14 protein-coding genes and 1 pseudogene are annotated in these 24366 nt (G+C 68.2%); 8 read left to right on the top strand and 7 right to left on the bottom strand.

All coding sequences use genetic code 11. The annotated features are described in order from the left end of the window. Window positions 1-90: 90 nt before the first annotated feature. From ACIA58_RS25305 to ACIA58_RS25325, 5 genes and pseudogenes are all read left to right on the top strand, one after another. Window positions 91-2172, top strand: a pseudogene (locus tag ACIA58_RS25305) (DNA topoisomerase (ATP-hydrolyzing) subunit A); the annotation flags it as partial. A gap of 4 nt (window positions 2173-2176) precedes the next feature. Further along, window positions 2177-2881, top strand: a complete 705-nt coding sequence (locus tag ACIA58_RS25310; RefSeq protein ID WP_396406228.1) for an LppX_LprAFG lipoprotein — start codon at window positions 2177-2179, stop codon at window positions 2879-2881. Further along, window positions 2878-4578, top strand: a complete 1701-nt coding sequence (locus ACIA58_RS25315; protein WP_396406229.1) for an MFS transporter — start codon at window positions 2878-2880, stop codon at window positions 4576-4578. Before ACIA58_RS25310 ends, ACIA58_RS25315 begins: the two co-directional genes overlap by 4 nt. Window positions 4579-4624: 46 nt before the next feature. Continuing rightward, window positions 4625-5575: a sucrase ferredoxin gene (locus ACIA58_RS25320; RefSeq protein WP_396406230.1), complete on the top strand. Its 951-nt coding sequence runs from the start codon at window positions 4625-4627 to the stop codon at window positions 5573-5575. Further along, window positions 5572-6069, top strand: coding sequence for a beta-class carbonic anhydrase (locus tag ACIA58_RS25325; RefSeq protein ID WP_396406231.1), 498 nt, complete (start codon window positions 5572-5574; stop codon window positions 6067-6069). Before ACIA58_RS25320 ends, ACIA58_RS25325 begins: the two co-directional genes overlap by 4 nt. A 98-nt stretch (window positions 6070-6167) precedes the next feature. Here the strand turns inward: ACIA58_RS25325 and ACIA58_RS25330 are convergent, their stop codons facing one another. After that, entirely contained in the window at window positions 6168-6941 is a 774-nt protein-coding gene (locus ACIA58_RS25330) for a carbonic anhydrase (protein WP_396406232.1), read from the bottom strand. 165 nt (window positions 6942-7106) lie between these two features. On the opposite strand from ACIA58_RS25330, the gene ACIA58_RS25335 reads away from it, so the two are divergent. Together ACIA58_RS25335 and ACIA58_RS25340 are read left to right on the top strand one after the other, a co-directional pair. Beyond that, window positions 7107-8366 carry a hypothetical protein gene (locus ACIA58_RS25335; protein ID WP_396406233.1) on the top strand — a complete coding sequence of 420 codons (1260 nt, stop codon included), beginning with the start codon at window positions 7107-7109 and terminating at the stop codon, window positions 8364-8366. Window positions 8367-8866: 500 nt separating this feature from the next. Further along, on the top strand, window positions 8867-13078 hold the full coding sequence (locus ACIA58_RS25340; protein ID WP_396406234.1) for a BTAD domain-containing putative transcriptional regulator: 4212 nt from the start codon (window positions 8867-8869) through the stop codon (window positions 13076-13078). A 48-nt stretch (window positions 13079-13126) separates the two neighbouring features. Here the strand turns inward: ACIA58_RS25340 and ACIA58_RS25345 are convergent, their stop codons facing one another. From ACIA58_RS25345 to ACIA58_RS25370, 6 genes are all read right to left on the bottom strand, one after another. Next, complete coding sequence (locus ACIA58_RS25345; protein ID WP_396406235.1) at window positions 13127-14422, bottom strand: Gfo/Idh/MocA family protein; 1296 nt, start codon at window positions 14420-14422, stop codon at window positions 13127-13129. Between the two features lie 10 nt (window positions 14423-14432). Beyond that, window positions 14433-15263 carry a carbohydrate ABC transporter permease gene (locus tag ACIA58_RS25350; protein WP_396406236.1) on the bottom strand — a complete coding sequence of 277 codons (831 nt, stop codon included), beginning with the start codon at window positions 15261-15263 and terminating at the stop codon, window positions 14433-14435. After that, the gene (locus ACIA58_RS25355) at window positions 15260-16240 is read right to left on the bottom strand and encodes a carbohydrate ABC transporter permease (protein WP_396406237.1); all 981 of its coding nucleotides are present in this window, start codon (window positions 16238-16240) and stop codon (window positions 15260-15262) included. The genes ACIA58_RS25350 and ACIA58_RS25355 overlap by 4 nt, the downstream gene beginning before the upstream one ends. Continuing rightward, window positions 16240-17703, bottom strand: a complete 1464-nt coding sequence (locus tag ACIA58_RS25360; protein WP_396406238.1) for an ABC transporter substrate-binding protein — start codon at window positions 17701-17703, stop codon at window positions 16240-16242. Before ACIA58_RS25360 ends, ACIA58_RS25355 begins: the two co-directional genes overlap by 1 nt. Window positions 17704-17721: 18 nt before the next feature. Next, window positions 17722-20838 (bottom strand): endo-1,4-beta-xylanase, encoded by a 3117-nt coding sequence (locus tag ACIA58_RS25365; RefSeq protein ID WP_396406239.1) that lies wholly within the window; start codon window positions 20836-20838, stop codon window positions 17722-17724. Between the two features lie 111 nt (window positions 20839-20949). Further along, the gene (locus ACIA58_RS25370; RefSeq protein WP_396406240.1) at window positions 20950-22170 is read right to left on the bottom strand and encodes a LacI family DNA-binding transcriptional regulator; all 1221 of its coding nucleotides are present in this window, start codon (window positions 22168-22170) and stop codon (window positions 20950-20952) included. A 169-nt stretch (window positions 22171-22339) separates the two neighbouring features. Here ACIA58_RS25370 and ACIA58_RS25375 point away from each other — a divergent pair, with 169 nt between their 5' ends. Beyond that, window positions 22340-24304 carry an MGH1-like glycoside hydrolase domain-containing protein gene (locus ACIA58_RS25375; protein WP_396406241.1) on the top strand — a complete coding sequence of 655 codons (1965 nt, stop codon included), beginning with the start codon at window positions 22340-22342 and terminating at the stop codon, window positions 24302-24304. The last annotated feature ends 62 nt before the right edge of the window (window positions 24305-24366 follow it).

Consider the following 24366-nt stretch of genomic DNA (forward strand, 5'->3'; position numbering starts at 1 on the left):
TATCGCTTCGTCGAAGTGACCAAGGTCGAGGACTGCGCGCCGGAAGCCGTCTACTCGATCCGGGTGGACAGCGACGATCATTCGTTCCTTGCCGGTGGATTCGTCAATCACAACACCGAGTGCCGGATGGCGCCGCCGGCGATGGCGATGACGGCCGGCCTGGACGAGAACGTCGTCGACTTCAAGCCGAACTACGACGGCCAGGAGGAGGAGCCGGCCGTCTTGCCGGCCGCCTTCCCGAACCTGCTGGTCAACGGCGCGGCCGGCATCGCGGTCGGCATGGCGACCAACATGGCCCCGCACAACCTCATCGAGGTCATCCAGGCGCTGCGGCACCTGATCAAGACGCCGACCGCCGACATCGACGACCTGATGCGGTTCGTGCCCGGACCGGACCTGCCGACCGGCGGCAAGATCGTCGGCCTGGAGGGCATCAAGGACGCGTACACGACCGGCCGCGGCAGCTTCAAGATGCGCGCCACCGCCCGGATCGAGAACGTCACGCCGCGCCGCAAGGGCATCGTGGTCACCGAGCTGCCGTACGCGGTCGGCCCGGAGAAGGTGATCGAGAAGATCAAGACCCTGGTCCAGTCGAAGAAGCTGCAGGGCATCGCCGACGTCAAGGACCTGACCGACCGGACCCACGGCACCCAGCTGGTGATCGAGGTCAAGAACGGGTTCGTCCCCGAGGCGCTGCTGGAGCAGCTGTACAAGCTGACCCCGCTCGAGGACGCGTTCCACGTCAACAACGTGTGCCTGGTCGAGGGCCAGCCGCGCACGCTCGGCCTCAAGCAGCTCCTCGAGGTCTATCTCGACCACCGGTACGACGTCGTCCGCCGGCGCAGCGAGTTCCGCCGGAAGAAGGCGCAGGACCGGCTGCACATCGTCGAGGGCATGCTGATCGCGATCCTCGACATCGACGAGGTCATCCAGATCATCCGCAGCAGTGAGGACTCGGCCGAGGCGCGGGCCCGGCTGATCGAGATCTACGACCTGTCCGAGATCCAGGCGAACTACATCCTGGACATGCCGCTGCGACGGCTGACGAAGTACTCCAAGCTCGAGCTGGAGACCGAGAAGGGCGAGCTCGAGCGTGAGATCGAGGCCCTGACCGCGATCATCGACGACCCGAAGCTGCTGCAGAAGACGGTGTCGGACGAGTTGGCCGAGATCGCGAAGACCTACGGCACGCCGCGCCGGACCGTGCTGCTGGAGTCGTCCGGCGCGACGAAGACCGCCGCCGTGCCGCTCGAGGTCACCGACGACCCGTGCTGGATCCTGATGAGCTCGACCGGGCTGCTCGCCCGGACGAACGGGGTCGAGCCGTTCGGCGGCGGCGAGGCGCGCGCGAAGCACGACGCGATCGTGTCCGCGGTGAAGAGCACGGCGCGTGGGCAGTACGGCCTGATCACGAGCGCCGGCCGGCTGATCCGGCTCGAGTCGCTCGACCTTCCCGCCGTACCGACGACCGCCGCGGCGCCGAATCTGCAGGGCGGCGCGCCGATCGCGGAGTTCGTGTCGCTGGATCCGGGTGAGCGGGCGCTCGCGCTGACCACGATGGATCCCGACTCGGTCGGGGTCGCTCTCGGTACGACGGGCGGCGTGGTGAAGCGGGTTGTCCCGGATCACCTCAGCAACCGCGACTCGTGGGAGATCGTCGGGCTGAAGGACGGCGACGAGGTCATCGGCGCGGTCGAGCTGACCACGGGTGACGAGGAGCTGTGCTTCATCACCTCCGACGCTCAGCTGCTGCACTTCCCGGCGTCCGCAGTACGGCCGCAGGGACGGACCGCGGGCGGTATGGCCGGTGTTCGGCTGGCCGCGAAGGCGAAGGTGGTGTTCTTCGGAGCCATCGACACCGGTCGCGAGGCGCAGGTCGTCACGATCGCGGGCTCCTCGTCGGCGCTGCCGGGGACGGAGGTCGGCGCGGTGAAGGTGACGCCGTTCAGCGAGTACCCGGGCAAGGGCCGTGGGACCGGCGGCGTGCGGTGCCAGCGGCTGCTGAAGGGTGAGGACGGGCTGCTGCTCGGCTTCATCGGCGTGGCACCGGTGAAGGCCAGTGCGAGCAGTGGCGCGCCGGTGGATCTGCCGCCGGTCGACCCGCGCCGCGACGGTTCCGGCGTACCGGTCGCGCAGCCGATCGCTGCGTGCGCTGCTGATCTGGCAGGCTGAGTCCGTGAAGAGACTGCTCGCGCTCGGCGCGGTCGTAGTACTTGCGCTGGCCGGATGCAGCGACAAGAAGGACAGCGGCGGGGGTGGGCAGTCAAGCGGCGACGCGGTGTCGCTGCTCACCGACGCGAAGAAGACGATCGACGATGCCGCGAGCGTGCACATCGTGCTGACCGGGCGTGATCTGCCGGACAACGCGCAGACGCTGGCCAGCGGTGACGGGGTCGCGACGCATGCGCCCGCCTTCAAGGGCAAGCTGACGGTGCGATCCGCCGGCGCTCCGATCGACGCGCAGGTCGTTGCGGTCGGCAGCAAGGTGTACGCCAAGCTGTCCTTCACGCCCAGCTACATCGAGCTCCCGCCGTCCCAGCTGGCCTCGCTCGGCGCCCCGGATCCCGCGGTGCTGCTCGACCCGGCGAAGGGCCTGACCGCCGTACTGCCGACGCTGAAGGACCCGAAGATCACCGGCGACACCCGCCAGGGCGCCAAGGTGCTGACCGAGGTCACCGGCTCCGTCCAGGGCAAGGCGCTGCAGGGCATCTTCCCGAAGGCGCCCGCCGACCAGGACTTCCCGAGCACCTTCAAGATCGACAAGGACGCGAAGCAGTTGGTCTCGGCGACCATCACCGGCCCGTTCTACCCCGGCGCCACCAGCAGCTACGACGTAAGCCTCGACAAGTACGGCGAGAAGGTCGAGATCACCAAGCCGTGAGCGATGCTGCCGACTCGGCCCGGCGCGACCGATCCGGCCACGCGGCGAGGACCCGTCTGACGCTCGCTTCGATCGCGGTTGCGTTCGCGGCGGCGGACACGTACGTCGTGGTGCTGGCGTTGCCGGACATGATGGCCGGCGTCGGACTGTCGGCGGATGAGTTGCAGCGGGCGGCCCCGATCATTTCCGGGTTCCTGCTCGGGTACATCGCCGTACTGCCGCTGATCGGACGGATCGCGGATGTGGTCGGGCGGACGCCGGTGCTGGTCGGCGCGTTGTTGCTGTTCGCGGTCGGGTCGCTGATCACGGCCGGCGCGTACGACCTGCCGTTGGTGGTAACCGGTCGGTTTCTTCAGGGGGTCGGCGGTGGTGGACTCGTTCCGGCGACGCTCGCGCTGGTCGCCGATCTGTGGCCCGCCGACCGTCGCGGATTGCCGTTGGGCGTGGTCGGGGCGGTGCAGGAGCTCGGCTCGGTCCTCGGGCCGCTGCTCGGCGCCGCCGTACTCGCGGTCGCCGACTGGCGCTACATCTTCTGGCTCAATCTGACCGTCGCCGTCGTTCTGGCTCTGCTCCTCCGGGGTCGTCGATGGCCACCGCTGTCCGGTGTCGTCGGCGTTGTCGCATGCATTGCCCTCGCGCTCACTCTGACGGCACCTCAGCGGCTCGCATCCGGCGTCACGCTCGGCCTGCCTTTCGTGCCCTTTACCGGCACCTCGCGGCTGCTGACACCGATCGGTGTCGCCACGCTGGTTCTCGCGTTGGGGTGGCTCGGATTGGTTCTGTGGCGCACTCGTGGACATCTCGGCGGTGTCCTGGCGCGGGTCGATCTGGTCGGCGCGGCATTGCTGGCCTGTGCTCTCGCCGGAGTGGTGCTGGCCTTCGCCACGGCCGATCCGGAACGCGAACTGATGTCACCCGCCGGCCCCTGGCTGCTCGTTGCCGCCGCTGTCTTCGCGATGGGGTTCGCCCTCTGGCAGCGGCGTACGACCGCAGCCATCGTGCCCCGCGGTCTGCTGGGCGCTCGACCTGCTTGGGGTTCGTTGCTGGTCAGCTTCCTGATCGGTTGCGCTCTGATCGCCGCGCTGGTCGACGTACCGGTCTTTGCGCGCACCACCCAAGGCGGTGGGCAGCTGGCCGCGGCGCTGGTGCTGGTGCGGTTCCTGATCGCGCTGCCGGTCGGCGCGGTTCTCGGCGGGTGGCTCACGCGGCGCTACGGGCTCGGCCTCATCGCCGGTGCCGGGCTGGCGTTGTCAGGCGCGATGTTCGTGGTGATGGCGTTCTGGAGCCGTACTGCGCTCGATCACTGGCCGGCGACCGTCGTACTGCTGCTGTGCGGCTTCGGGTTCGGACTGGCGCTGTCACCACTCAACACCGCCATGCTCGGCGCAACCCCCGCCGACAGCCACGGCCTGGTGAGCGCGCTCGTGGTCGTCGCGCGGATGGTCGGCATGCTCGTCGGTGTCTCCGCCCTGACCGCCATCGGACTGCGGCGGTACTACGCGATTGCCGACGGCATCAAATCGCCGAACGAATTGTGCCCGTCCTCCCCCGGCACCTGCCGCCCGTTCCTCGAGGCGCTCCGCGACGCGGCCATTTCACAAGTTCAGGCGATCTTCGCCGGGGCTGCCGTCTGCGCGTTCCTGGCCGCGGCCGTCGCCGTGCTCCTGCTCGGGCGACGTGGCCTATCGCACACATGATGATCATCATGAGGGACAGCTGTCTCACCTCGCGTACGGTGAGGGTGTGACCCCTGCGCCTGACGCACCGTTGACCACGGCCCGGCCCGGCCTGTGTTCGACGTACTGCCGGGTACTGCGTGAGCCGATGGCCGGCACCGCGGTCGTGGCCACCGGATGGGTCCTCGTCGAACAGCCCGGGCCGTGGGGCGCGAAGGCGCCGACACAGAGCCATCTCGATGCGGAGTTCGGCGGGTCGTTCGACGACCGGTGCAAGAAGGTCGACGTCCGGTTCGGGCTGATCCGCTCCCCCGGGCGGCACGCGGACGCGGTCGACCGGGCGCACCAGGTGTTCGTCGCCTCGACCGTGCCGGGCCGGACGTGGATGCTCGGCGCCCAGGTCGCGGATCCGTCCGAGCTCGAGGAGCTCGACCTCGAGGCAGTCGGGCGTGGTGATCGCGCCGATGTGATCGAGTCGCTCCCGGGGCTCGTAGCGCTCGACGAGCCGGTCGTGCTCGTCTGTACGAACGGCAAGCGCGACGAGTGCTGCGCGATTCTCGGCCGGCCGCTGGTGTCAGGACTCGCGAAGCGGGCACCGGGCCGCGTGTGGGAAGCCAACCATCTCGGCGGGCATCGCTTCGCGCCGACCGCGACGTACCTGCCGGCCGGCACCATGCACGGTCATCTCACCATCGAGACGGCGGTCGACGCACTGGCCGCGGCCGACCGTGGCGAGACGATTCTGACCGGGCTGCGCGGTCGGTCCACCTGGACCAAGCGCGGCCAGGCCGCCGAAGTCGCAGTACGAGAGCTCACCGGCGAGCTCTCGCTGGACGCGTTGCGCGTCGTAACCGAAGACCCCGAGACTGTCACCGTCGAGCACCTGGACGGCCGCTCGTGGATCGTGCCGGTCACCAGCGCGGTCGCTGATCCTCCCCGTCCGGACTCGTGTGGAAAGGAGCCGTTCTCGATGTCGATCCTGCAAACCGGAACCCCAGTGTCAGGTGCCGTCGGATGAGCGGCGGTTTCGACGATCTGCTCGCCGCCAACGCGGAGTACGTCGCCGACTTCCACTACGGCGGCTTCGACGGGATCGCCCATGCCGGGATCGGTGTGGTCACCTGCATGGACTCCCGCATCCCGCCGCTGGAGATGCTCGGCCTGAAGCCGGGCGACGCGAAGGTACTGCGCTCCGCCGGCGGACGGGTCACGGAGATCACGATGACCGGGCTGGTGCTCGGCGTCCAGCTGCTCGGCGTACGCCGGATCATGATCATCCCGCACACCCGCTGCGCGATGGCCGCGATGTCCGAGGACGACCTGCGCGCCAAGGTCGAGCAGGCCGCCGGCAAGCCCGCCGGCTACCTGCCGATCTCGGTCATCCCCGACCAGGTCGAGGCCCTCCGCCGCGACGTCGCCGCCGTCCGCGAGCATCCGCTCATCGGTGACGACATCCTCGTCGGCGGCTTCATGTACGACGTCGACGACGGCCGCCTTACCCAGATCGACTGACCCGTCGCGCCGGTAGTACTGCTGCGGTGAGTCAGACCGAAGAAGCCCCGAGAGCCCACCGGGCGTGGCGCTGAGGAGATCTTCGAAGCGCCGCCCGGCTAGAGCAGGACGACTCTGCCGGTGTCGAGTTCGTAGTAGGCGGCGATGAGCTTCAGTTTGCCGGACTTTTCGAGGGGGCTGATGACGGGTGACTGGCGGAGTTTGGTGAGGGTCAGGGTGACGTTTGCCTGGACTGCGTTGGTGAGGCGGTCGCCGGGTTTGCCGGTGACCTGGCGGACGGCGGGTGCGAGGGTGTCGACCAGGTAGTCGAGGCTGCCTGCGGCCGAGGTACGTCGGCCTGCGTCGACGGCCTTGATCGTTGCGTCCAGCGCGCCGCATCGCTGGTGACCCAGGACCATCAGCAGGGGCGTGTGCAACTCCGCGATGCCGAACTCGATGCTGCCCGTCACCGACCGGTCCAGCGCACCACCGGCGCTTCGTACGACGACCAGATCGCCGAGCCCCTGGTCGAAGACGAGCTCGATCGGCACCCGGGAGTCGACGCAGCCCAGGATCGTGGCGAACGGGTGCTGTCCTTTGCTCACCGCCACACGGCGTGCGATGCCCTCGTCCAGGTCCTGTTCCTGGGCGGCGACGAACCGTGCATTCCCGGCCATCAGGCGCTCCATCGCCTGCTTGCCATCAGCAACCAACGTCGTGGTGGCAGCCGCGTTGGGGACCTGCGTGCCGGCCTCGGCGGTCGGTCCGGAGGTGCTGCCTGCGCAGCCGGCCAGCGCTCCCGCTGCGAGGGTCGTCGCGGCGGTGGTCAGGACCTGCCGGCGGGACGGAGTTCGGGACGGAGTACAGGATGGGGTGCGGGGCGGGTGGTTCAACGGAGGACTCCTGACGCACGAACGGCGGGGCGGGTGCCGTCGTTCGACCGTAGCAGATTGCATACAGTCTGCAGTACTCTCATCTTCTTCGAATCTCTCGGCCTCCGGCGGAGGATCTGATAGACATCCGGTATGAGACTCCGCCCCAGCTCATTTCGTCGTTCTTTGCTTGTCGGTGCTCTGGCACTGGCCGGCGTGCTGTCCGGCGCACCGGTGGTTCACGCCGCGCCGGCCACCGGGTGTCTGGATCAGTCGGTCGCCGGCACAGTCGAGGAGCAGCGGCTCGACGTCGGCGTGGCCGGTGGGCCTTCGGTGCCGGCCGAGATTCTTCGGCGATCCGGTTTCGACCGGCAGGTCGAGCTGTTCACTCATCTCCTGTGCCACGTGCCCAGCCGTCAGGCGGCGGCAGCCCTCGTGCGCGCCCAGGGCGAGATCCTGTGGCGCACAGCGACGTACCGGGCTCAGTATCCCGTGCACGGAGCCGACGCACTCCCATCCACCGACGACCGCGGTCTGTACTGGGCGCGGATCTCGATGGCGTTCGCCCTACGTCAGTGGCAGCCACGCTTCGGTCTGGGTACGCCGGAACGCGCCGGCCTGATCCAGTCGTTCGAATACGCCTCGCGTGGCATCACGAGCACCGGCTTCACCCCGGGCGTCCGCAAGATCCTCGTCACCGGCTTCGACCCGTTCACGCTGGACGCGGACATCCGCATCGGCAACCCGTCCGGCGCGAACGCGCTGACGCTCGACGGACAGCGCTGGACGGTGAACGGCAAGACCTACGAGATCCAGACCGCGATCTTCCCGGTCCGGTACACCGACTTCGACGAGGGCATGGTCGAGAACGCCCTCGCACCGCACTACCGGCCGGGGCCGCAGCACGCGGATCTTGTCATGACCGCGAGCCAGGGCCGCGTCGGCATCTTCGATCTCGAGGTCTTCAACGGACGGCGCCGCTCGGTCAGCTCGATCGGCGACAACAACAACCTGTGGGGCGGCGGCACGATCAATGCTCCGGTCGTCTCCCCCAGCATGCCGCCTGGTCCCGAGTTCCTGACGTCGAGCCTGCCGCTGGCGCGGATGTCGCAGGCGGACGTCACACCGTTCCGGACCCGCGTGAACACCTCGGTCCTGGAGATCCCGGCCGGCCAGACCGAGCCCGTACGCCGACCCGACGGCCCCACACCGGGCTCCATCGCCTCCGAGGGCACCGGCGGCGGCTACCTGTCCAACGAGGTTGCCTACCGCAACACCCTCCAACGCGACCTCCTCGACCCGTCCATGCCGGCCGGCCACCTCCACGTCCCGGTCCTGTCCTTCGACCCCGCCAACAAGACCGCCATCACTGACCCGACCTACGAGACCAACCGAGAAGCCATCATCAACGGCGCCCACGCAGTCCTCCGCGCCGCACTGAGTTGAGCCTCAAGCGTCTGCCGTGATCCGATCACGCCGGCGCTGGACGACCAGCGTGACTCCGAGCGCCGCACCCCCGAGAGCGATACCCCCCAAGGCCCCCACTGCGACAGAGGTGGTCTGCAGCGCACTCGTTCGGTCAACCACCGAGGTCGGTGCCGGGGCGGGATCGGTGTATCCGGGGTATCCAACTCCCTCGTCCGGCCACCTGTCGACCTGCTGTGTCGGCTCGGGCGGCTCCCGATCGGCGGCTGCGGACGCGGCAAGGGCCGGGGCGGCCGTCACGAAGGCGCACGCGATGGGAAGTACTGCGATTGCTGTAAAACGCTTGTTCATGATCCTGTCTTCCTGTCCTCGGGCCCGGAGGTGCCGCTCGTTGCGGCTGAGGAACTCCGTACGCCCGCTGACTCTGTTCTCGCCCACGCCGGTATCGCCGCGCCGCCTGGCGGTATCACCGCGGTAACAGAACCGTTGACGGCACCTTGGAACGGGTCGACAGTCGAGAAGTGGGCATCGACGTTCTCGGCCCGCTCACGATCGAGGGGGACCAGAACGCTCTCGGGCGACGTGATCGGGTGGTAGTCGCAGCTCTGGCTGTGCACCCCGGGGAGGTGGTCAGCGCAGAGCAGCTCGCTGATGCGCTCTGGGGCGAGCGGCCGCCCCAGTCTTGGCAGAAGGTCGTGCAGGGATGCGTGGTCCGCCTCCGCAAGGTGCTTGGAACACACACGATCGAGACTCTGCCACTGGGGTATCGACTCGTCCTGCCGCTCGACCAGATCGACGCCCAACGATTCGATCGCGCGGTGGCCCGGGCTCGTGAGTTGCTCGCGGCAGGCGACCCCGAGCGATCGGCTGTCGTCCTCGCAGAGGCGCTCACTCTCTGGCGGGGCCGTCCGCTGACGGAGCTCGACAGCTGGGACGACGCCCGCATCGAGGCCTCGCGACTGATCGAGTTGCGAGACAGTGCCGAGGAGTTGTACGTCGAGGCGGCGCTGCGGTCCGGCCAGCACGACACAGTGCTTGCCAAGGCACAAGCATTGGTGGCCGAGGCGCCGTTGCGAGAACGCCGCTGGGTCCTCCTCGCCACGGCGCAGTACCAGGCCGGCCGTCAGGGCGAGGCGCTACAGACGATCCGTCGGCTGCGAACCATACTGAACCGCGAATACGGACTCGACGCGAGCTCGGCCGTGGACGTACTCGAACAGGCGATCCTGCGCCAGGAGCCGTCCTTGCTCGTGGACAGCGCCCTGCCGGATCCGAGCCCGGTTTGCCCCTATCCAGGACTGAAGCCGTACGACGTGGGCGACGCCGACACCTTCTTCGGCCGCGACGAGGACATCGCCGCCTGCCTGCGCAAGCTGTCCGACACCTCGGTCCTCGTCGTCGCCGGACCTTCCGGATCGGGCAAGTCGTCCCTGGTCCGGGCCGGGGTGGCCGCCACCTTGCGCCGCGACGGCGATCCGGTCGTGGTGCTGACGCCGGGTCCGCATCCGGTCGCTGCCCTGGCGGCCGCGATGCCTGGTACGACGGTCCCGGTACTGATCGTCGATCAGTTCGAAGAACTCTTCTCGCTCTGCCAGAAGGTCGAGGAGCGCGAGTCCTTCCTGGCCACGCTGATGGCCCACCAGGCACCGCTGGTGATCTCGATCCGCGCCGACCGGCTGTCCGAGGTACCTGACTATCCGGCCTTCGCGCGACTCGTCGAACGTGGCCTGTACCTGCTGTCCGGCATGCGGCAGGACGACCTACGGGCAGCGATCGAGCAGCCCGCCCGGCGTGCGTCGCTCGTTGTCGAACCCGGACTGGTCGACCTGCTCGTCAACGAAGTCACCGATCAGGCCGGCGCCCTGCCGTTGATGGCACATGCCCTGCGCGAGACCTGGCAACGTCGCGAGGGCCGCACGCTCACAGTCGCCGGCTACAACGCCTCTGGCGGAATCCAACGGGCTGTTGCCCGATCCGCCGACGAGGTCTACGAGCGGATTCCGCCTGAGCAACAACCGATCCTCCGTGATCTGCTGCTCCGCCTCGTCACTCCGGGCCCGCGAGGCGAGCCGATCCCGTGCAGGCAACCCAGCCGCCTCCTCGTGACGTGCCCGGAGGACGACACGATGATCGACCTTCTGGTCGCCTCACGACTGCTGACGAGCGACGCCGGCGTCGTCGGGATCGCACATGAGTCGCTCGCTCGTGCCTGGCCCAGGCTCCGCGGCTGGCTCGAGGACGACCTCGAAGGCCAACGTGTCCTGCACCACCTCGCGATCGCGGCAGACTCGTGGAACGACCTCGGCCGGCCCGAGAGCGAGTTGTACCGCGGCGTGCGCCTCGCCAAGGCTGTCGACTGGCGAGACCGGACGACGCCCACGCTGACCGCGACCGAGACAGACTTCCTCGCCGCAAGTACGCAGCTGTCGGAGCGCGATCTCCACGCCGCCGAGAGGCGGGCCCGGCTGCAGGTACGCGTCAACCGCCGGCTACGCGCAGCCCTGGCAACTGGTGCGGTTCTCCTGGCCGGCACGCTGATCGCCGGCCTCGCCGCTGTCCGCCAGGCCGATCGGGCCGAACAAGCCGCCACCCACGAGCTCGCCCGCAAGGTCGGCGGCCAAGCGTTCCTCACCGAGGAGATGAGCAGTGCGCTCCTGCTCGCCGCCCAAGGCGTCCGGCTCGACGACGCGCCGGAGACCCGCGCCAACCTGGTTGCTGCGATCGGCAAATACCCGCTGTTGATCCGGTCCATCGCTGCGCCTTTCGGCCGGACCTCGAACCTGGACGTCTCTCCTCACGGCGGTCGGCTCGTGTCCGGCGACAACAGGGCGACCTTCCACCTGTACGACGCCGCGTCGGGCGCGGTGCTCCATTCGTACCGGTTCGCCCCGGTCGCCGAGGCCGCGGAGATCGTCACCACGCCGCGGTTCAGCCCCGATGGCCGCCTGATCGCCGCGATCTCCGGAACGCACGACGGTACCGCGATCGACCCGGCGTGGCCGATCCGGCTGTTCAACGCCGACAGCCTGAAACCTCTGACGGTACAGCCCGCCGCGCCGAAGACCGCCGTACGCCTCAAGAGCCTGGCCTTCAGCGCAGACGGGCGCTATCTCGTCGTTGCGGCGCAGTCGGCCACCGGCGATTGGGGGGCAGTCCCTGGATTCGCTCTCGTGTGGGATGTCGATGCACTCGATCGGCAGCCACGGCGGGTGGCGTTGGGTGAGGGGCCACAGCGGGCGGCGATCAGCCCCGACGGCCAGACCATCTACAAACCCTGGCCGTTGACGGCGATCGACGTGCCGACCGGCACGCAGAAATGGCAGCGTTCCGATCTTGTCGGCGGCCCGATCGTCGACTCCACCATCGGCCTACCCATCGTCGAGGTCTCCACGGACGGCCGACGGATCGCCTATGTGCATCCCGGGCCCGTCCGAACCGACCGAACTCTGACCACGGTCGTCGACGCGCACACCGGGCAGACCATCAGGGAGTTCCGGAGCACCGCGGATCCGCCGCGCGCAGCCGCGTTCTCGGCCGACGGCAAACTGCTGGCGACGGCGCACTTCGGCGGCGAGGTGGTCGTCTGGGAGATCGCCACCGGTCACGCGCTCCACCGGTTCCGCACGGTGGAGGTTTCGTGGGCAGTCGCGTTCGGTCCGGACCTGCGAACGCTCTACACCGCCGGCGACAGCGGCATGCTCCGTGCCTACGATCTCGCCGGCCGGCAACGGTATCTGGCCTGGACCCAGGCCGCGCCGCCCCGTCACTATCTCCACATCCTTGCCTCCGGCAACGGGAAGCGGACCGCGTATCTGTGGAACGAGGGCGGCACCTCCTGGGTGAGCTTCTCGGAGTCGCACAGCGGCCGGATGACACCGCCTGCTCGCCTGGGGCTGGAGCTTCTGGGTGAAGGCCAAGCGCCGGCATCCTGGCATCCGGACGGGAACCGTCTCGCCGTCCATGACCTACGCACCGTCGTCGTTGTCGACGCATCCACCGGCAAGGTGCTGCAGACGACCGAGCAAGCAGAGGTGCTGTCGGTCGGCTACATCGACCATGGCAACCGCATCGTCACCGGGAAGGATTCGGGCACCTATTACTTCGACGCGGCGATGAACCCGCAAGGCGCGACACTGCAGTTCGTCCCCGATTGCTGCACCGCGGCATCACCGGACGGCGAGGCTGCCGTGCTGTTCCAGGAGGGCAGAAGCGGCGCGACGATGTTCTGGCGCATCATCCGAGCGGCGGACGGCAAGGTCGTCAGGCAAGGCGAGCTGTCTACGACTGTCAACGCAGCCGCGTTCTCGCCGGACGGGCAACTCATCGCGGGCACCGGCAGCGGTGGCGTCTTCACAATCGACGTCCGCTCCGGCGTGCTGAAGTTCGCACCCAGTGTCGGCCGGAAATCGGAGGGCACGAGCGTTCGCTTCTCCCCCGACGGCACTCGTCTCGTCGCAGGTGCCGCCGACGGAACCGTCACACTCTGGAACACGCGAACGCTCGACATCCTGCTGACCGTCGCAACCGCGACGGACGCAATCCCGGTGGCGCCGATCTTCACCGAAGGCAGCGAGGACGTGAGCATCCCGGCGTACGACGGCAAGGCCTATCACTGGAAGACCACCACCACACAGATCCTGGCTCAAGCCTGCGCGATGGCCGGGCGCAACCTCACTCTGGCGGAATGGACGCAGAACTTCCCCGACCGTACCTACCAAGAGACCTGCCCGTGAACAGCATTCTGATCAATCACCCGCTCGGCATGATCAGTTTTCTGTACGTTAGATGGTGAGTATGTCGGTCGTTCTGACGGGCGAACCTGTGGTGAAGGAGTGGTTGGCGGCCAGGCCTGTGACGAGGGCCAGGGCGGCCTGGCGGGCGTCGGCGATGTCGGCTCCCTCGGTTGGTTCGTCGTCGAGTAGGGCCGCGAGGACGCGGGCGTCAGCACCGCCGTGGCCGGCGTGGTCGTGGGCGACGGTGTGGTCGACCGGGGGTTCCCAGAGTGGGCGCAGGGTGATCGTCGTCCGTCCCGCGGCCGGTGCGGCCAGGTCGCCGTGGACCCAGCCTTTGGCCGATTCGACCCGTTGATTGGGTGCGGTAAATGTCGACTCTTCGACATTCAGTTCGAGCCGGCCGCGCGATCCGTTGAACATCACCCGGTAGCCCTCGGCGGGTGAGTACGCCGTCAGGTGGTACGTCATCGTCGCCCCGGTGTCGTACGAGACCAGCACGGCCATGTCGTCCTCGATCGTCACTCCCGGCGCGAAGACGTTGCGATCCCGGTAGTACCCGTCCTCCCCCTCGGCATCCAGGTACAGCTCGCGGAGCGTCGCGTTGTCTGCCAGGTGCAAGGTGAACGGATCGTCAGCGGCGGCAGCCGATCCGTCGACGCGGTCGTAGGGACGTGCATAGCCGTGCGCATGCCCAGGCCCGTAGAAGGCGAGTTGCCCTTGCGCGTAGACGATCCGCGGCTCCGCGCCCAGCCACCAGTTCACGAGATCGAAGTGATGGCTGGCCTTGTGCACCATCAGGCCGCCGGAGTTCGCCTTGTCGCGATGCCAGCGACGGAAGTAGTCCGCGCCGTGCGACACATCGAGCATCCACTCGAAGTGGACCGAGTGGATGTCCCCGATCGCACCCTCCGCCAGCAACGATCGCACCCGCCGATGCACCGGGTTGAACCGATAGTTGTACGCAACCGACAACGACCCGCCCGTCTCGCGAACCGCCGCCAGGATGCTCGTCGCCTTCGCGGCATCGGTCGTCATCGGCTTCTCGCTGATCACCCGCACGCCGGCCCGCAGCGCGGCCTCGATGTACCGGTCGTGGGTCGCATCCACGCTGGTGACGATCAGCAGCTCGATCCGCTCGACCCGCAGCATCTCCTCGAACCGCCCGGGCGGCCATTGATGCGCGGTATGCCGCCCGGCCGCGAGCAGCATGCGGTTGTGGAAGGCCATCCGGACCGAGTTCGGGTCGCACAACGCGACGACCTCGTACGCGTCCCGCTTGGCCAGGCCTTCGGTGAACAGCTGGGCACGGTTTCCGGTTCCGGCGATTGCCGTTCGCACTGGCATTCAGGACCTCCTATTGCTTGACCGCACCGGCCAGACCGTTGACGAAGAAGCGCTGCAGGAGCACGAAGAGCAGGATGATCGGGGCGAGCGTGATGACCGTGCCGGCGCACAGCAGCGTCCATTCCGTGGAGTTCTCGCCGATGAACGCGTACATGCCGATCGCGAGCGTGCGCAGTTCGGGCCGGCCGAGCGTGAACACCAGCGGGATGAAGAAGCTGTTCCACGCGGTGATCGCGGTGAACAGGCCGACCGTGGCCAGCATCGGCCCGGACAGCGGCAGCATGATCCGGACGAACGTCTGGTGGAAGTTCGCCCCGTCGACCTGCGCGGCGTCCTCGAGCTCTTTGTCGATCGCCATGAAGTAGCCCATGAACAGGAACGTCCCGAACACCACTCCCCCGGACGCCTGCACGATGATCACGGACCACAGGCTGTTCAGCAGATGCACCCGCTGCATCAGGTCGAACACCGGAATGATCGTGTAGCCGTGCGGCAGGAACAGCGTCGCCGACACCAGCCCGAGGCAGAACCCACGGCCCGGGAAGCGTGTACGGGCAAGTACGTAGCCCGCGCAGGACGTGACTACTAAAGTGATCACTACTGTGCCTAGGGTGAGCAGTATTGTGTTCATGAAGTACCGGCCGAACGACGCCTCCTGCCACGCGTCCAGGTAGTTCGCCCAGAGGAAGTGCGAGGGCATCGGATTCAGCCCGTCGACGAAGAAGTCGTCGTCGCTCTTCAGCGACGATCCGAGCGCCCAGAACAACGGGTACAGCCAGGCCAGTCCGCTGACCAGCAACGCCACATGGGTCATCACGGTCACCACCCGCCGCCGCGTCATGAGGCACCCCGCCGACGTGCGAGAGACCGCAGGACGAGGACCTGGACGACTGAGAAGCCGATCAGCAGCAGGCCGTAGATGAACGACGCCGCGGAGGCCAGACCGATGTCCGGCTGGACCGCGTTGGCATTACTGCCGCCGAACGCCAGGTGGTAGATGTAGGTGTTCACGACCTCCGTGGCGAAGTACGGGCCGCCGCTGGTCAGCACCTGCACCAGGTCGAAGATCTGGAACGTGCCGATCACCGCCAGGATCACGATCACCACGCCCACCGCGCGCAGCATCGGGATCGTGATGTACCGGAACATCGCGAACCGCCCGGCGCCGTCCAGCCGTGCGGCCTCGTACAGCTCGTCGGGGATGGTCTGCAGCCCGGCCAGGAAGTACACGAGGTTGTAGCCGAACGTGTGCCAGATCCCGACCAGGATGATGATCGCCATCGCGAAGTGCGGATCCCCCAGCCAGTCGATGTGCTGATAGATGAGGTGCAGGTTGAGCAGCAGCGTGTTGATCGAGTCGCCGAAGTTCGACACCAGCAGCTGGATCACGACGCCGATCACCGCAGCAGACGTCACCACCGGCAGGAAGAACAGCGTCCGGTAGAACGACGCGAACCGCAGCCGCTTGTTGTTCAGCACCAGCGCGAGCGCCAACGCCAGCACGAGCTGGACGGGGACGACGAAGGCGGCGTACACGAAGGTGTGGCCGAGGGACCGCCAGAAGATGCTGTCGTGGACGATCTGGCGGAAGTTGGCCAGCCCGACGAAGTTCGACGGATCGCCGATCCCGTCCCACTTGTAGAACGTGTAGCCGAGCGACGCGACGATCGGATACACGACGAACGCGAGCAGCAGCGCCATCATCGGCGCCAGGTACACGTACGACCAGAGATAGGTACGGCGACGCGCCCGCCGCCGGGCCGCCGCTGGTGGCGGCCCGGTAGCGGTCACGTCCGGCCGTACGGCGGTCAGCACCATCAGGCGCCCGGCTTCGTCGTGTAGGCCTTGGTGAGATCCCAGTCAGCGAAGGCGAAGTCCTTCGCGCTCACTCCCGGCGCCTTCTTGATCGCGTCGCCGAGGGCCTGGTTCATCTTGCCCTCGAGCTCGGTCAGCGCGCCCTGCGGATCCTTCAGCTGCCCCGTGTAGACGCCGGCCAGCACGTCGTTGATGTCCGGCTTCACCGCGGGTAGCTGAACCGCCGACACCTTCGGGTTGCGGATGGCAGGCTGCGGCCCGACCACGGCCGCGCCCGACATCGCGACGTACTGCGAGAACGGTGCGAAGGTGACGCTCTTCGGGTCGTTGTTCTTCGCGTACACCGACAGGCCCTGGCCCTGCTCGACCCAGCGCTTGCCCGCATCCGGGCTGTACAGCCAGTCGAACCAGGCCCACGCCTCGTCGGCATGCGGTGTCTTCGACGAGACGGCAACGAACCGGCCGCCGGGAGGCCCGTAGAACAACGCCTTCGGAGTCGCGTCAGGGCTCGGCAGCGTCACCAGGCTGTACTCGGTGAACTTGTGCTGGCTCCACTCCGGCTGGTTCCACACTCCCCCGACTGTCATCCCGAACCGGCCGCGCTCGAAGAACGCACGCGCCTGCTCGTCGGAGATGCTCATCGAGTTCGGGTAGAACCAGTTCTTGTTCTTCCACTCCATCAGGAGGTTGATCACGTCGAGGTAGTTGCGATCGCTGCCGAACGTCCAGTGCCCGACCCGGTAGTCCATCCCGTCGATCCCGCCGACCGAGGCGCCACCTGGCGAGCCGGCGCCCCGGACGAACAGATCCAGCCACCAGGCCAGGGTGGTGTTGGTCGAGTTGCCGAAGCCGAACGGCGCGACCTTCCCGCCGCTCTTCGAGGCGATCGCCTCCGCCGCGGCGGTGAGGTCGTCCCACGTCTTCGGCAGCTTCGGACTGCCGTCGTCGTTCGTCAGCCCGGCGTCCTTGAACACGCCGTGGTGAACGTACAGCTGCAGCGACGGCGCCGGGGCCGCGAACGGCGCGGTGTAGACCTTGCTGCCGAAGACGTCCACTCCCTCGACGAAGCTGCTCTCCGGGAAGCGCGACTGCCAGGACTTCGTCGCCCACTTGTCCACCGGCATCAGCCAGTCCTGTGACACCTGCTGGCTGACCTGCGGGCTCTTCGGCACCATCAGGATGTCCGGCGGGTTGTTGCTCCGGTATGCGAGCGACACGAGGTCGGCGTACTTGTCGCTGACCTGCGTGGTCTTCTTGACGGCGATCTCCGGGTGAGCCTGCTGGAACAACTTGATCTCGTTGTCGACCCAGCCGGCCTGGCTGGCGTACCAGTCCCAGTAGGTGATGGTGGTCTTGGCCTTCGACCCCTGAGCGTCGTTGCCCGAGGAGCAGCCGGCGAGTGCGCCCGCGCCGGCCAGGCCGGCCGCACCCCGGAGCAGTGTCCGCCGTGAGATGGGTGATGACATGAGAATTCCTCCAGTGACTTAGCTGCAGGCCGGCGAGGCCGACGACGCGGTCTGGGACAGGGATCCGAGCCGCCAGGTGAGTGGACTGCCGTCCCAGGTCACCGCGACGCGGCGCGGGCGCTGGAAGGGCAGGAACGAGACGGTCTGGCCGCGATCCGACGGTCCGGGGCTGAACGCGTTGTCGGCGCCGACCGGGATCGGGATGTAGTAGCTGTTGGCGTTCGAGTAGCCGAAGTACGCGGTGTAGGAGTCGGAGTTGTGTACGACGCAGGCGGCGGTGGGCTGCACCGGGTTGAACGCCGTCTCCGCCGGACCGGTCCCGCCGGCAACGGTCTTGGCGAGCGGTGCGAACGAGGCGTCGTCGACCAGCAGGTCTCCGGCACCCGTGGTCGTGCTGACCCACCACTCTGCCTTGGTCAGCGTCCCGGTCCACGACACCGCTGTGTTGGATGCCGTGATCTGCGTCCAGCCGGTGGAGGTGACAGGCGCCGAGCCGAGTCTCAGCGTGGTCGAACCAGTTGACGTGGTCAGCTTCAGACTCACCATCGCGGTATCCGCCGAGCCGGATGCGAGTCGCACCCAGGCGGACGAGTCGTACAGCCCACCGTTCACGACCGACACTCCTTGCGCCGGACCGGCCCAAGCCGCCTCTCGCCCAGCCGCCGACAGGTCACCAGCGCCGGTGTGCGGAGTCGTCGACGCGTTCCTCAGCGTGCAGGTGCCGAGGCAGTACCAGCCGGTGGTGTTCGACTGGTTCTCCAGCGTCCCGTTCGCCAGCACAGACGGTGTGGGCAGGTACGGCGTGATTGCGGGCGGGCCCTGCGCGGGTGGCGGCGTACCGTCCGTCGGCGTGATGGCCAGGTCGTCCAGGGTGCACTCGGGCGAGCTTGCGCTGGGGTTCGACCAGGCGAACGCCTGGACCCACTTCGTCCCGGCCGGTGGAGTGAAGGCGGCCAGCTTCTGCGTGTACGCGCGCTCGTCGGCGTACGTGAGCTCGTATTGGAAGGTCGGCGTACCAGCGGTGGCGCCGCCGCGAACGCCGACGTAGCACTGGGTGCCGACGCCGTTCAGGCGACCCCAGCCGGACAAGAGGTAGCTGGTGCCCGGGGTGAGACCGGTGACGTTCTGCGTGACGCCGGAGCCTGGGCCCAGGGCGAGAGCGGTGTGGCCGCTGTGCGCGTTCGCGGCGGTCGACGGGCCGGTGCCGAGGGACGTCCAGCCGCGGATGCCGGTCTCGAAGCCGCCGTCGCCGATCGGGTTCGGCTGGTTGGTGCGGACGGTAGTGGCGATGCCGTCGGCGATCACCTTGACCGATGCGCCGGCCGTGGTCGGCATGGCGATCTTGACCTGCTTCGAGATGCCGTTCACGGTGACCGTCACCAGATAGTCACCGAGGAAGCCGCGGGTACCGAAGGTACCGGCGGCGCTCGTCTGGCCTGAGACGCTGGTGTGCCATTGGTGATTGATCAGGTCCTCCCACGCCAAGGCGTTCGGCTTGGGTGACCAGTCATCGTTGTAGAGCGCGACGCGCGGGTTGTAGATGTTCTTGGACCAGATGCCGAAGTTGCTGATCTGGTTGACGTTCGGGTTGGAGAACATCGCGGTCATGAAGTCGCGCGTGTAGTCCGCCTGCAGTTGCTGGTCGTCGGTGTCCACGTCGAACTCGGTGACCGCGACGTTCACACCGAGGCCGGCGAACTGGTCGACGATCGTCATCAGGTCGTCCGGCGAGGTGAGCTGGAGTCCGTTGAAGTGGCTCTCGAAACCGACCGTGTCGATCGGCGCACCCGAAGACTTGAGCGACTGTACGAGGTTGTACACCTCGTCGCGGTGACGCTTCTCCCAGCCGTTGTTCTCGACCAGGCCGTAGTCGTTGAGGGCGAGCTTCGCGTTCGGGTCGGCCGCGTGCGCGAGCCGGAACCAGTTGGCGATCTCGTTCGGGCCGAGGATGTCCTGGACGTTGTGTTCGGAGTACGGCTCGTTCACGACGTCCCACTCGTCGACGATGCCGGCCAGCGTCGATGCCTCGTCGGTGATGTGGGTGTTGATCCGCGCGCGTAACGCGTCCGGATCGTTCTGCAGGTTGACGACGTCGGGCTGCATCAGTCCCCACGACGGCCAGATCAGGTTGTGGCCGCGGATCCGCAGCCCGTGCTCCCGCATCCACTGCAGTGCCGGCAGGGTGACCGTCTCGCGCTCGGTCGGGTTCTCCCAGTGGTTCCACTTCAGATTGTTGCCCAGGGCTCCTTGGTTGAACAGCGTCGAGTACTTCGACTGGTACTGCGCGAGGTCCGTCCCGCTGATCCCGCCGGACGGATCACCGATCAGCCGGGCGCCGTCGGACGCGGCGCCGAACTTGAACGCGCTCGTCTGCTCGACGGCGGACACAGTCGCACCACTGACCGGGTTCCCGGCCGGGTCGACGACCGAGACCGACAGGTTCCCCTTGCGGTACTGGTCGATCCGGGCATCGGCCGCGGTACGCCAGGCCGCGTCCGGATCGCGCCCGTCGTACGTCACCTGCGGATAGCCGGCCGGGTTGCCCGGTCCGAGGTCCCGCACCGAGACGCCGGCGATCTGGAACTTCTGCGTGCCGTACCCGAGCCAGAGGTTCAGGTGCGCGGCCGTGCTCGTCCCCGCGGTGTACGTCGCGGCGGCGCGGAAGGGGAACTCGAACTTCTTCCACTCCGTGCCGTAGAGCAGCGCCGCGTTGAGGGACTTCTTGTACGGCGAGCCGTCGGTTTCGAAGACCAGGTGAGCGTTCCCGGTGGTCGCGCCAGGCGTCGGCGTGATTACCCGGGCCCACACAGTCGCCACCAGCGCGTCGCCTTCGGTGACCGTGGCGGCCGCGGGTACGCCGAGGGTGATCTCGTACTCGCCGTCCAGCCCGGGGCTCTGGGGCGCGCTCGGGACGGTGATCTCGAGGGCCTTGGTGAAGTCGGGGTTGCCGGCGATGTCGACCTGCCGGGTCGCGTCGGTGGGGAGACTCTTGAACTCGGAGAAGCCGGCGACGGCATCGGTCGGGAGGACCTCGTACGGCGTCGCGTCGGCACGGGCCGTGGTCTGGATCGCCACGGTGGCGATGACCGAGGCGATGAGGGCAAGGGTCGCACCGGTGGCCAGTCTTCTGAACACTGGAGGATGTCCTTCCGGAGGGCGCGCGACAGCACCGCCCGTCGGCGTCAGGCCTGGGGCGCTGTCGTACGTGGCGTGTCAGCGGGTCGGGCGGGACCTCGATCCGGAGGATCAGGCCTTGGTCGTCTGCGAGCGTCCGCGCGGGGACCGGGTCACGGGCGCCGGCCCGCAACTCGCCCGGACGATCAGGCTGGTCGGCATCACCAGACGAGGCAGCTCGGCGGCCGGCGGCACGACGTCGACCGCCTCCCCCGGCTCCTCGTCATCGGGGTCGCGAGGGCCGATCTCGGACAGCAGCAGCTCCGCCGCCCGCTTGCCCATGTCGATGAACGGTTGCTGGATGGTGGTCAACGGCGGCCGGATCTGCGCCGCCGATTCGATGTCGTCGAAGCCGATCACCGAGACGTCCTCCGGCACCCGCAGCCCGGCTTCGGCGGCCGCGGTCATCACGGCGTACGCCGTCACGTCGGAGTGCGCGAACACCGCGGTGGGCCGCTCGCCGGCCGGCAGCGCGAACAGTTCGTGCGACCGCGAGCGGATCTGCTCGGGCAGGAAGTCGCCGGGCTTGGTGAGCTCCGGATCCGGCTGGATGCCGGCCGCCCGGAGCGCGTCCAGGTACCCGCGGTAGCGGTCCTGGCAGCAGCGGTACGTCATCCGCCCTTGCACACAGGCGATCCGCTCGTGGCCGAGCTGGAGCAGATGGTCCATCGCCGTCAGCGCGCCGTCGTAGTTGTCGGCGGTGACCGACGGCAGCGCCACGTCGGCGTCGATGGTGTTCACCAGGACGACCGGCAGGCCTTCCTCGTGCAGCTGCACGAGCGGCTCGAGCGGCTGCTCGTGACTGACCACCAGCAGCCCGGAGGCCATGCTCGAGGTCAGGATCCGGTCGATCAGCGAACCGTAGTCGCGGTCGTTGGTCGCCGTGTAGAGGATGATGTCGAACCCGCTCCGCTCGGTCACCGCGGCCACCCCGATGTTGATCGAGGCAACCATGTGCCAGGACAGGCCGGGCACGACCATGCCGATCAGGCGGGTGCTCCCCTTGGCCAGCGCGGTGGCGGCGAAACTCGGCACATACCGGTGCCGGCGCATCACCGCGAGGACGTGCCGCCGGGTTGCCGGGTCGACCTTCGGGCTGTTGTTCAGCACCAGCGAGACGGTGGACTTCGACAGACCGGACAGCGCGGCGATGTCGCGGATCGTCAGCTTCGCCATCCGGCCGTCCTTCACATTCGGTCCGTTGGACTGGTCCAACGGCTGGTGCACCGGAACGTAACAGTGCTCCGGTACGCCGTCAACACCCAGCCTGCAATCGGTTTCAGTACGAAGCATTGCGCCGATCGTCGTCTTCGTGCCACGATCGGCAAACCCGTGTTGGACCGGTCCTACGCAGGCCGGGATCACCTGCCGGGACCGGTCCGGCACGCCCGCCGGTCGATTCCGTCCGGTTCCGTCGATTCCGTCGTTCCGTCCCATCAGGTCGCAGCCAGGAAGGCCGCCCATGCCGCCGTACGCCCTCGACGACTTCGCCTTCGACCTGCGCCGCGCTGTCCCCCCGGCCGAGATCTGGGTCGGCAGCGGCACCGGCACGGTCCGCCAACTGCCCGGGACGGTGTGTGGGGTCGGCGGCTGGTTCGCTCCCCCGCTCGCCGCGCCGGACAGCACTTTGACCGTCTCGTTCGACGTCGACGGGCACCGCCTCGTCGACGCGGCTCGGCCCGGCGCCGGCAATCGCGGCCTGCTTCCTGCGGGCGGCACCTGGCGCCCTGATCGGATCGTCCGTCGTGGCACCTACCATCACTACTCCGACGGTCTGACGTCACTGGCCGTCGAGTCGACCCTCGTCCCGGGCCACGGCTCCCCCGGGTACGTCCTCACGATCAAGATCCGCAACCGCTCGGCCAATCACCACGACATCACCCTGCGTCCCGACCTGGCGCCGACCCAGGCCCACGACGTCCCGCTCGCGAGCTGGGGTTGGGTTCCACCCGGTCCAGGCACCGGGGAGCCGGTGACTCTCAATCACGACGGCCTGACCAAGGTCCTCGAGGCGAACGGCGAAGCAACCTTCGTCCTCCAGGTGCAGGACGCGACCGTGGCTGACGACGCTCGCGCCCGCGCACTCAGCAATGTCCCGGTCCTCACCTCGGACATCCCAGGGCTCGAGCAGTACTACCGCCGCTCGCTCGCCAATGGACTCGTCTGCTGGTGGGATCATCCCGGCTTCGTCACCCAGCCGTTCATCGCAACGTCCGGCCTCGACGGCGGCGCCCTGTGCGCGTACGCCTGGGACACCGGCGGGTACGCCCCGAACCTCCTGAGCCTGATGCTCGGCGACAGCGTCCTCGACATCATCGAGTCGTTCCTCGATGCCGACCTCACCGACCGCTACGCGATCGCCCCGGACGGCACCGGCCTCGGCGTCGCCTACGCGTACAGCGGCTGGGCGCTCGTCGCGCTGACCCGGGCGGCCGCGGCCGAACGCCGCCTCGATCCAGCGCTGATCGCCCGGCTGTACGACGTACTCATCGCCCTCGACAAGCGATTCCGGCCCGACGACCGAACCGGCGTACTGCGGGACTACGGCGACCAGAGCAATCTCCTGGAGATGCGCGGATCCGGCTGGGAACACGTCGTCGCCAGCCCCAACGCGGAACGCGCGTGGACCCTCGAGACGCTCGCCGAGCTCTCCGACCTCACCGGGGCCGCGCTGCCGTCCGACGAGCTCCGGCGCTCGGCCCGCCAGATCCGGGAAGAGGTGTTCCGGCAGCTGTGGGATCCCCGGGCCGGGTGGTTCCGCAGCCGCTATCCAGACGGTCACACCGAGCTCGCGTACTCCGTGCAGGCGTTCGACGTACTGCGATCCGGCGACTGTCCGCCGGAAGTCGCGGACGCTCTGATCAGCCACCTTCGACCCGGCGCGTTCCTCGGCGAGTACGGCGTCAGCAGTGTCAGCGCCGAGGACGAGCTGCACTACGAGACCGCCGACATCGACTGGTCGGGCGCCGGCGCGTACACCGGCGAGGCGCCCCAACTCGCGCTGACGCTCTGGCAGCACGGTCGTCCCGAGCTGGCCTGGGACGTCCTGCGCCGGCTGTTCTGGATGGGCGACCATTATCCGTACTTCCCGCAGGACCATTACTCCGACAGACCTGGCGCGCCCGCGTCCGGCCGCCGCGTCAACATCATCGCCGGGCTCACCGGCGCCGAGGCCATCCTCACCGGCCTGGCCGGCATCCAGCCCAATCCTGACGGCTCGCTCCACATCCGTCCGCAGCCTGTTGCCGCTGGCAACATCACGCTGAGTGGCCTCGGCCATCGCGGTCACACCATCGACGTCGAGATCCGGCCCGGCGGCTTCGACGTCTCGGTCGACGGTCGCAGGCTGTCACCGGAAGTGGACGGCACTGTCATCGCCGTGCGCCCCGCGCCCAGCGGTTGCGGTTCGGGCGACAGCGCCGGATGATTCAGAGGTTCGATCCGCCCGTCGAATGCTGGGAGGGGCCCACGCATGAGGATCCGAGTTCT

Origin of the sequence: Kribbella sp. NPDC051586, assembly GCF_044453965.1 — a bacterium.
Lineage (GTDB): Bacteria > Actinomycetota > Actinomycetes > Propionibacteriales > Kribbellaceae > Kribbella.

What these genes read in the sequence shown, in the direction of transcription:
- ACIA58_RS25325 (WP_396406231.1), top strand. Translation starts at nt 5,572, where the DNA reads ATGAGCGGCGGTTTCGACGATCTGCTCGCCGCCAACGCGGAGTACGTC.
- ACIA58_RS25345 (WP_396406235.1), bottom strand. Translation starts at nt 14,422, where the DNA reads ATGCCAGTGCGAACGGCAATCGCCGGAACCGGAAACCGTGCCCAGCTG.
- ACIA58_RS25350 (WP_396406236.1), bottom strand. Translation starts at nt 15,263, where the DNA reads ATGACGCGGCGGCGGGTGGTGACCGTGATGACCCATGTGGCGTTGCTG.
- ACIA58_RS25355 (WP_396406237.1), bottom strand. Translation starts at nt 16,240, where the DNA reads ATGGTGCTGACCGCCGTACGGCCGGACGTGACCGCTACCGGGCCGCCA.
- ACIA58_RS25360 (WP_396406238.1), bottom strand. Translation starts at nt 17,703, where the DNA reads ATGTCATCACCCATCTCACGGCGGACACTGCTCCGGGGTGCGGCCGGC.
- ACIA58_RS25370 (WP_396406240.1), bottom strand. Translation starts at nt 22,170, where the DNA reads ATGCTTCGTACTGAAACCGATTGCAGGCTGGGTGTTGACGGCGTACCG.
- ACIA58_RS25375 (WP_396406241.1), top strand. Translation starts at nt 22,340, where the DNA reads ATGCCGCCGTACGCCCTCGACGACTTCGCCTTCGACCTGCGCCGCGCT.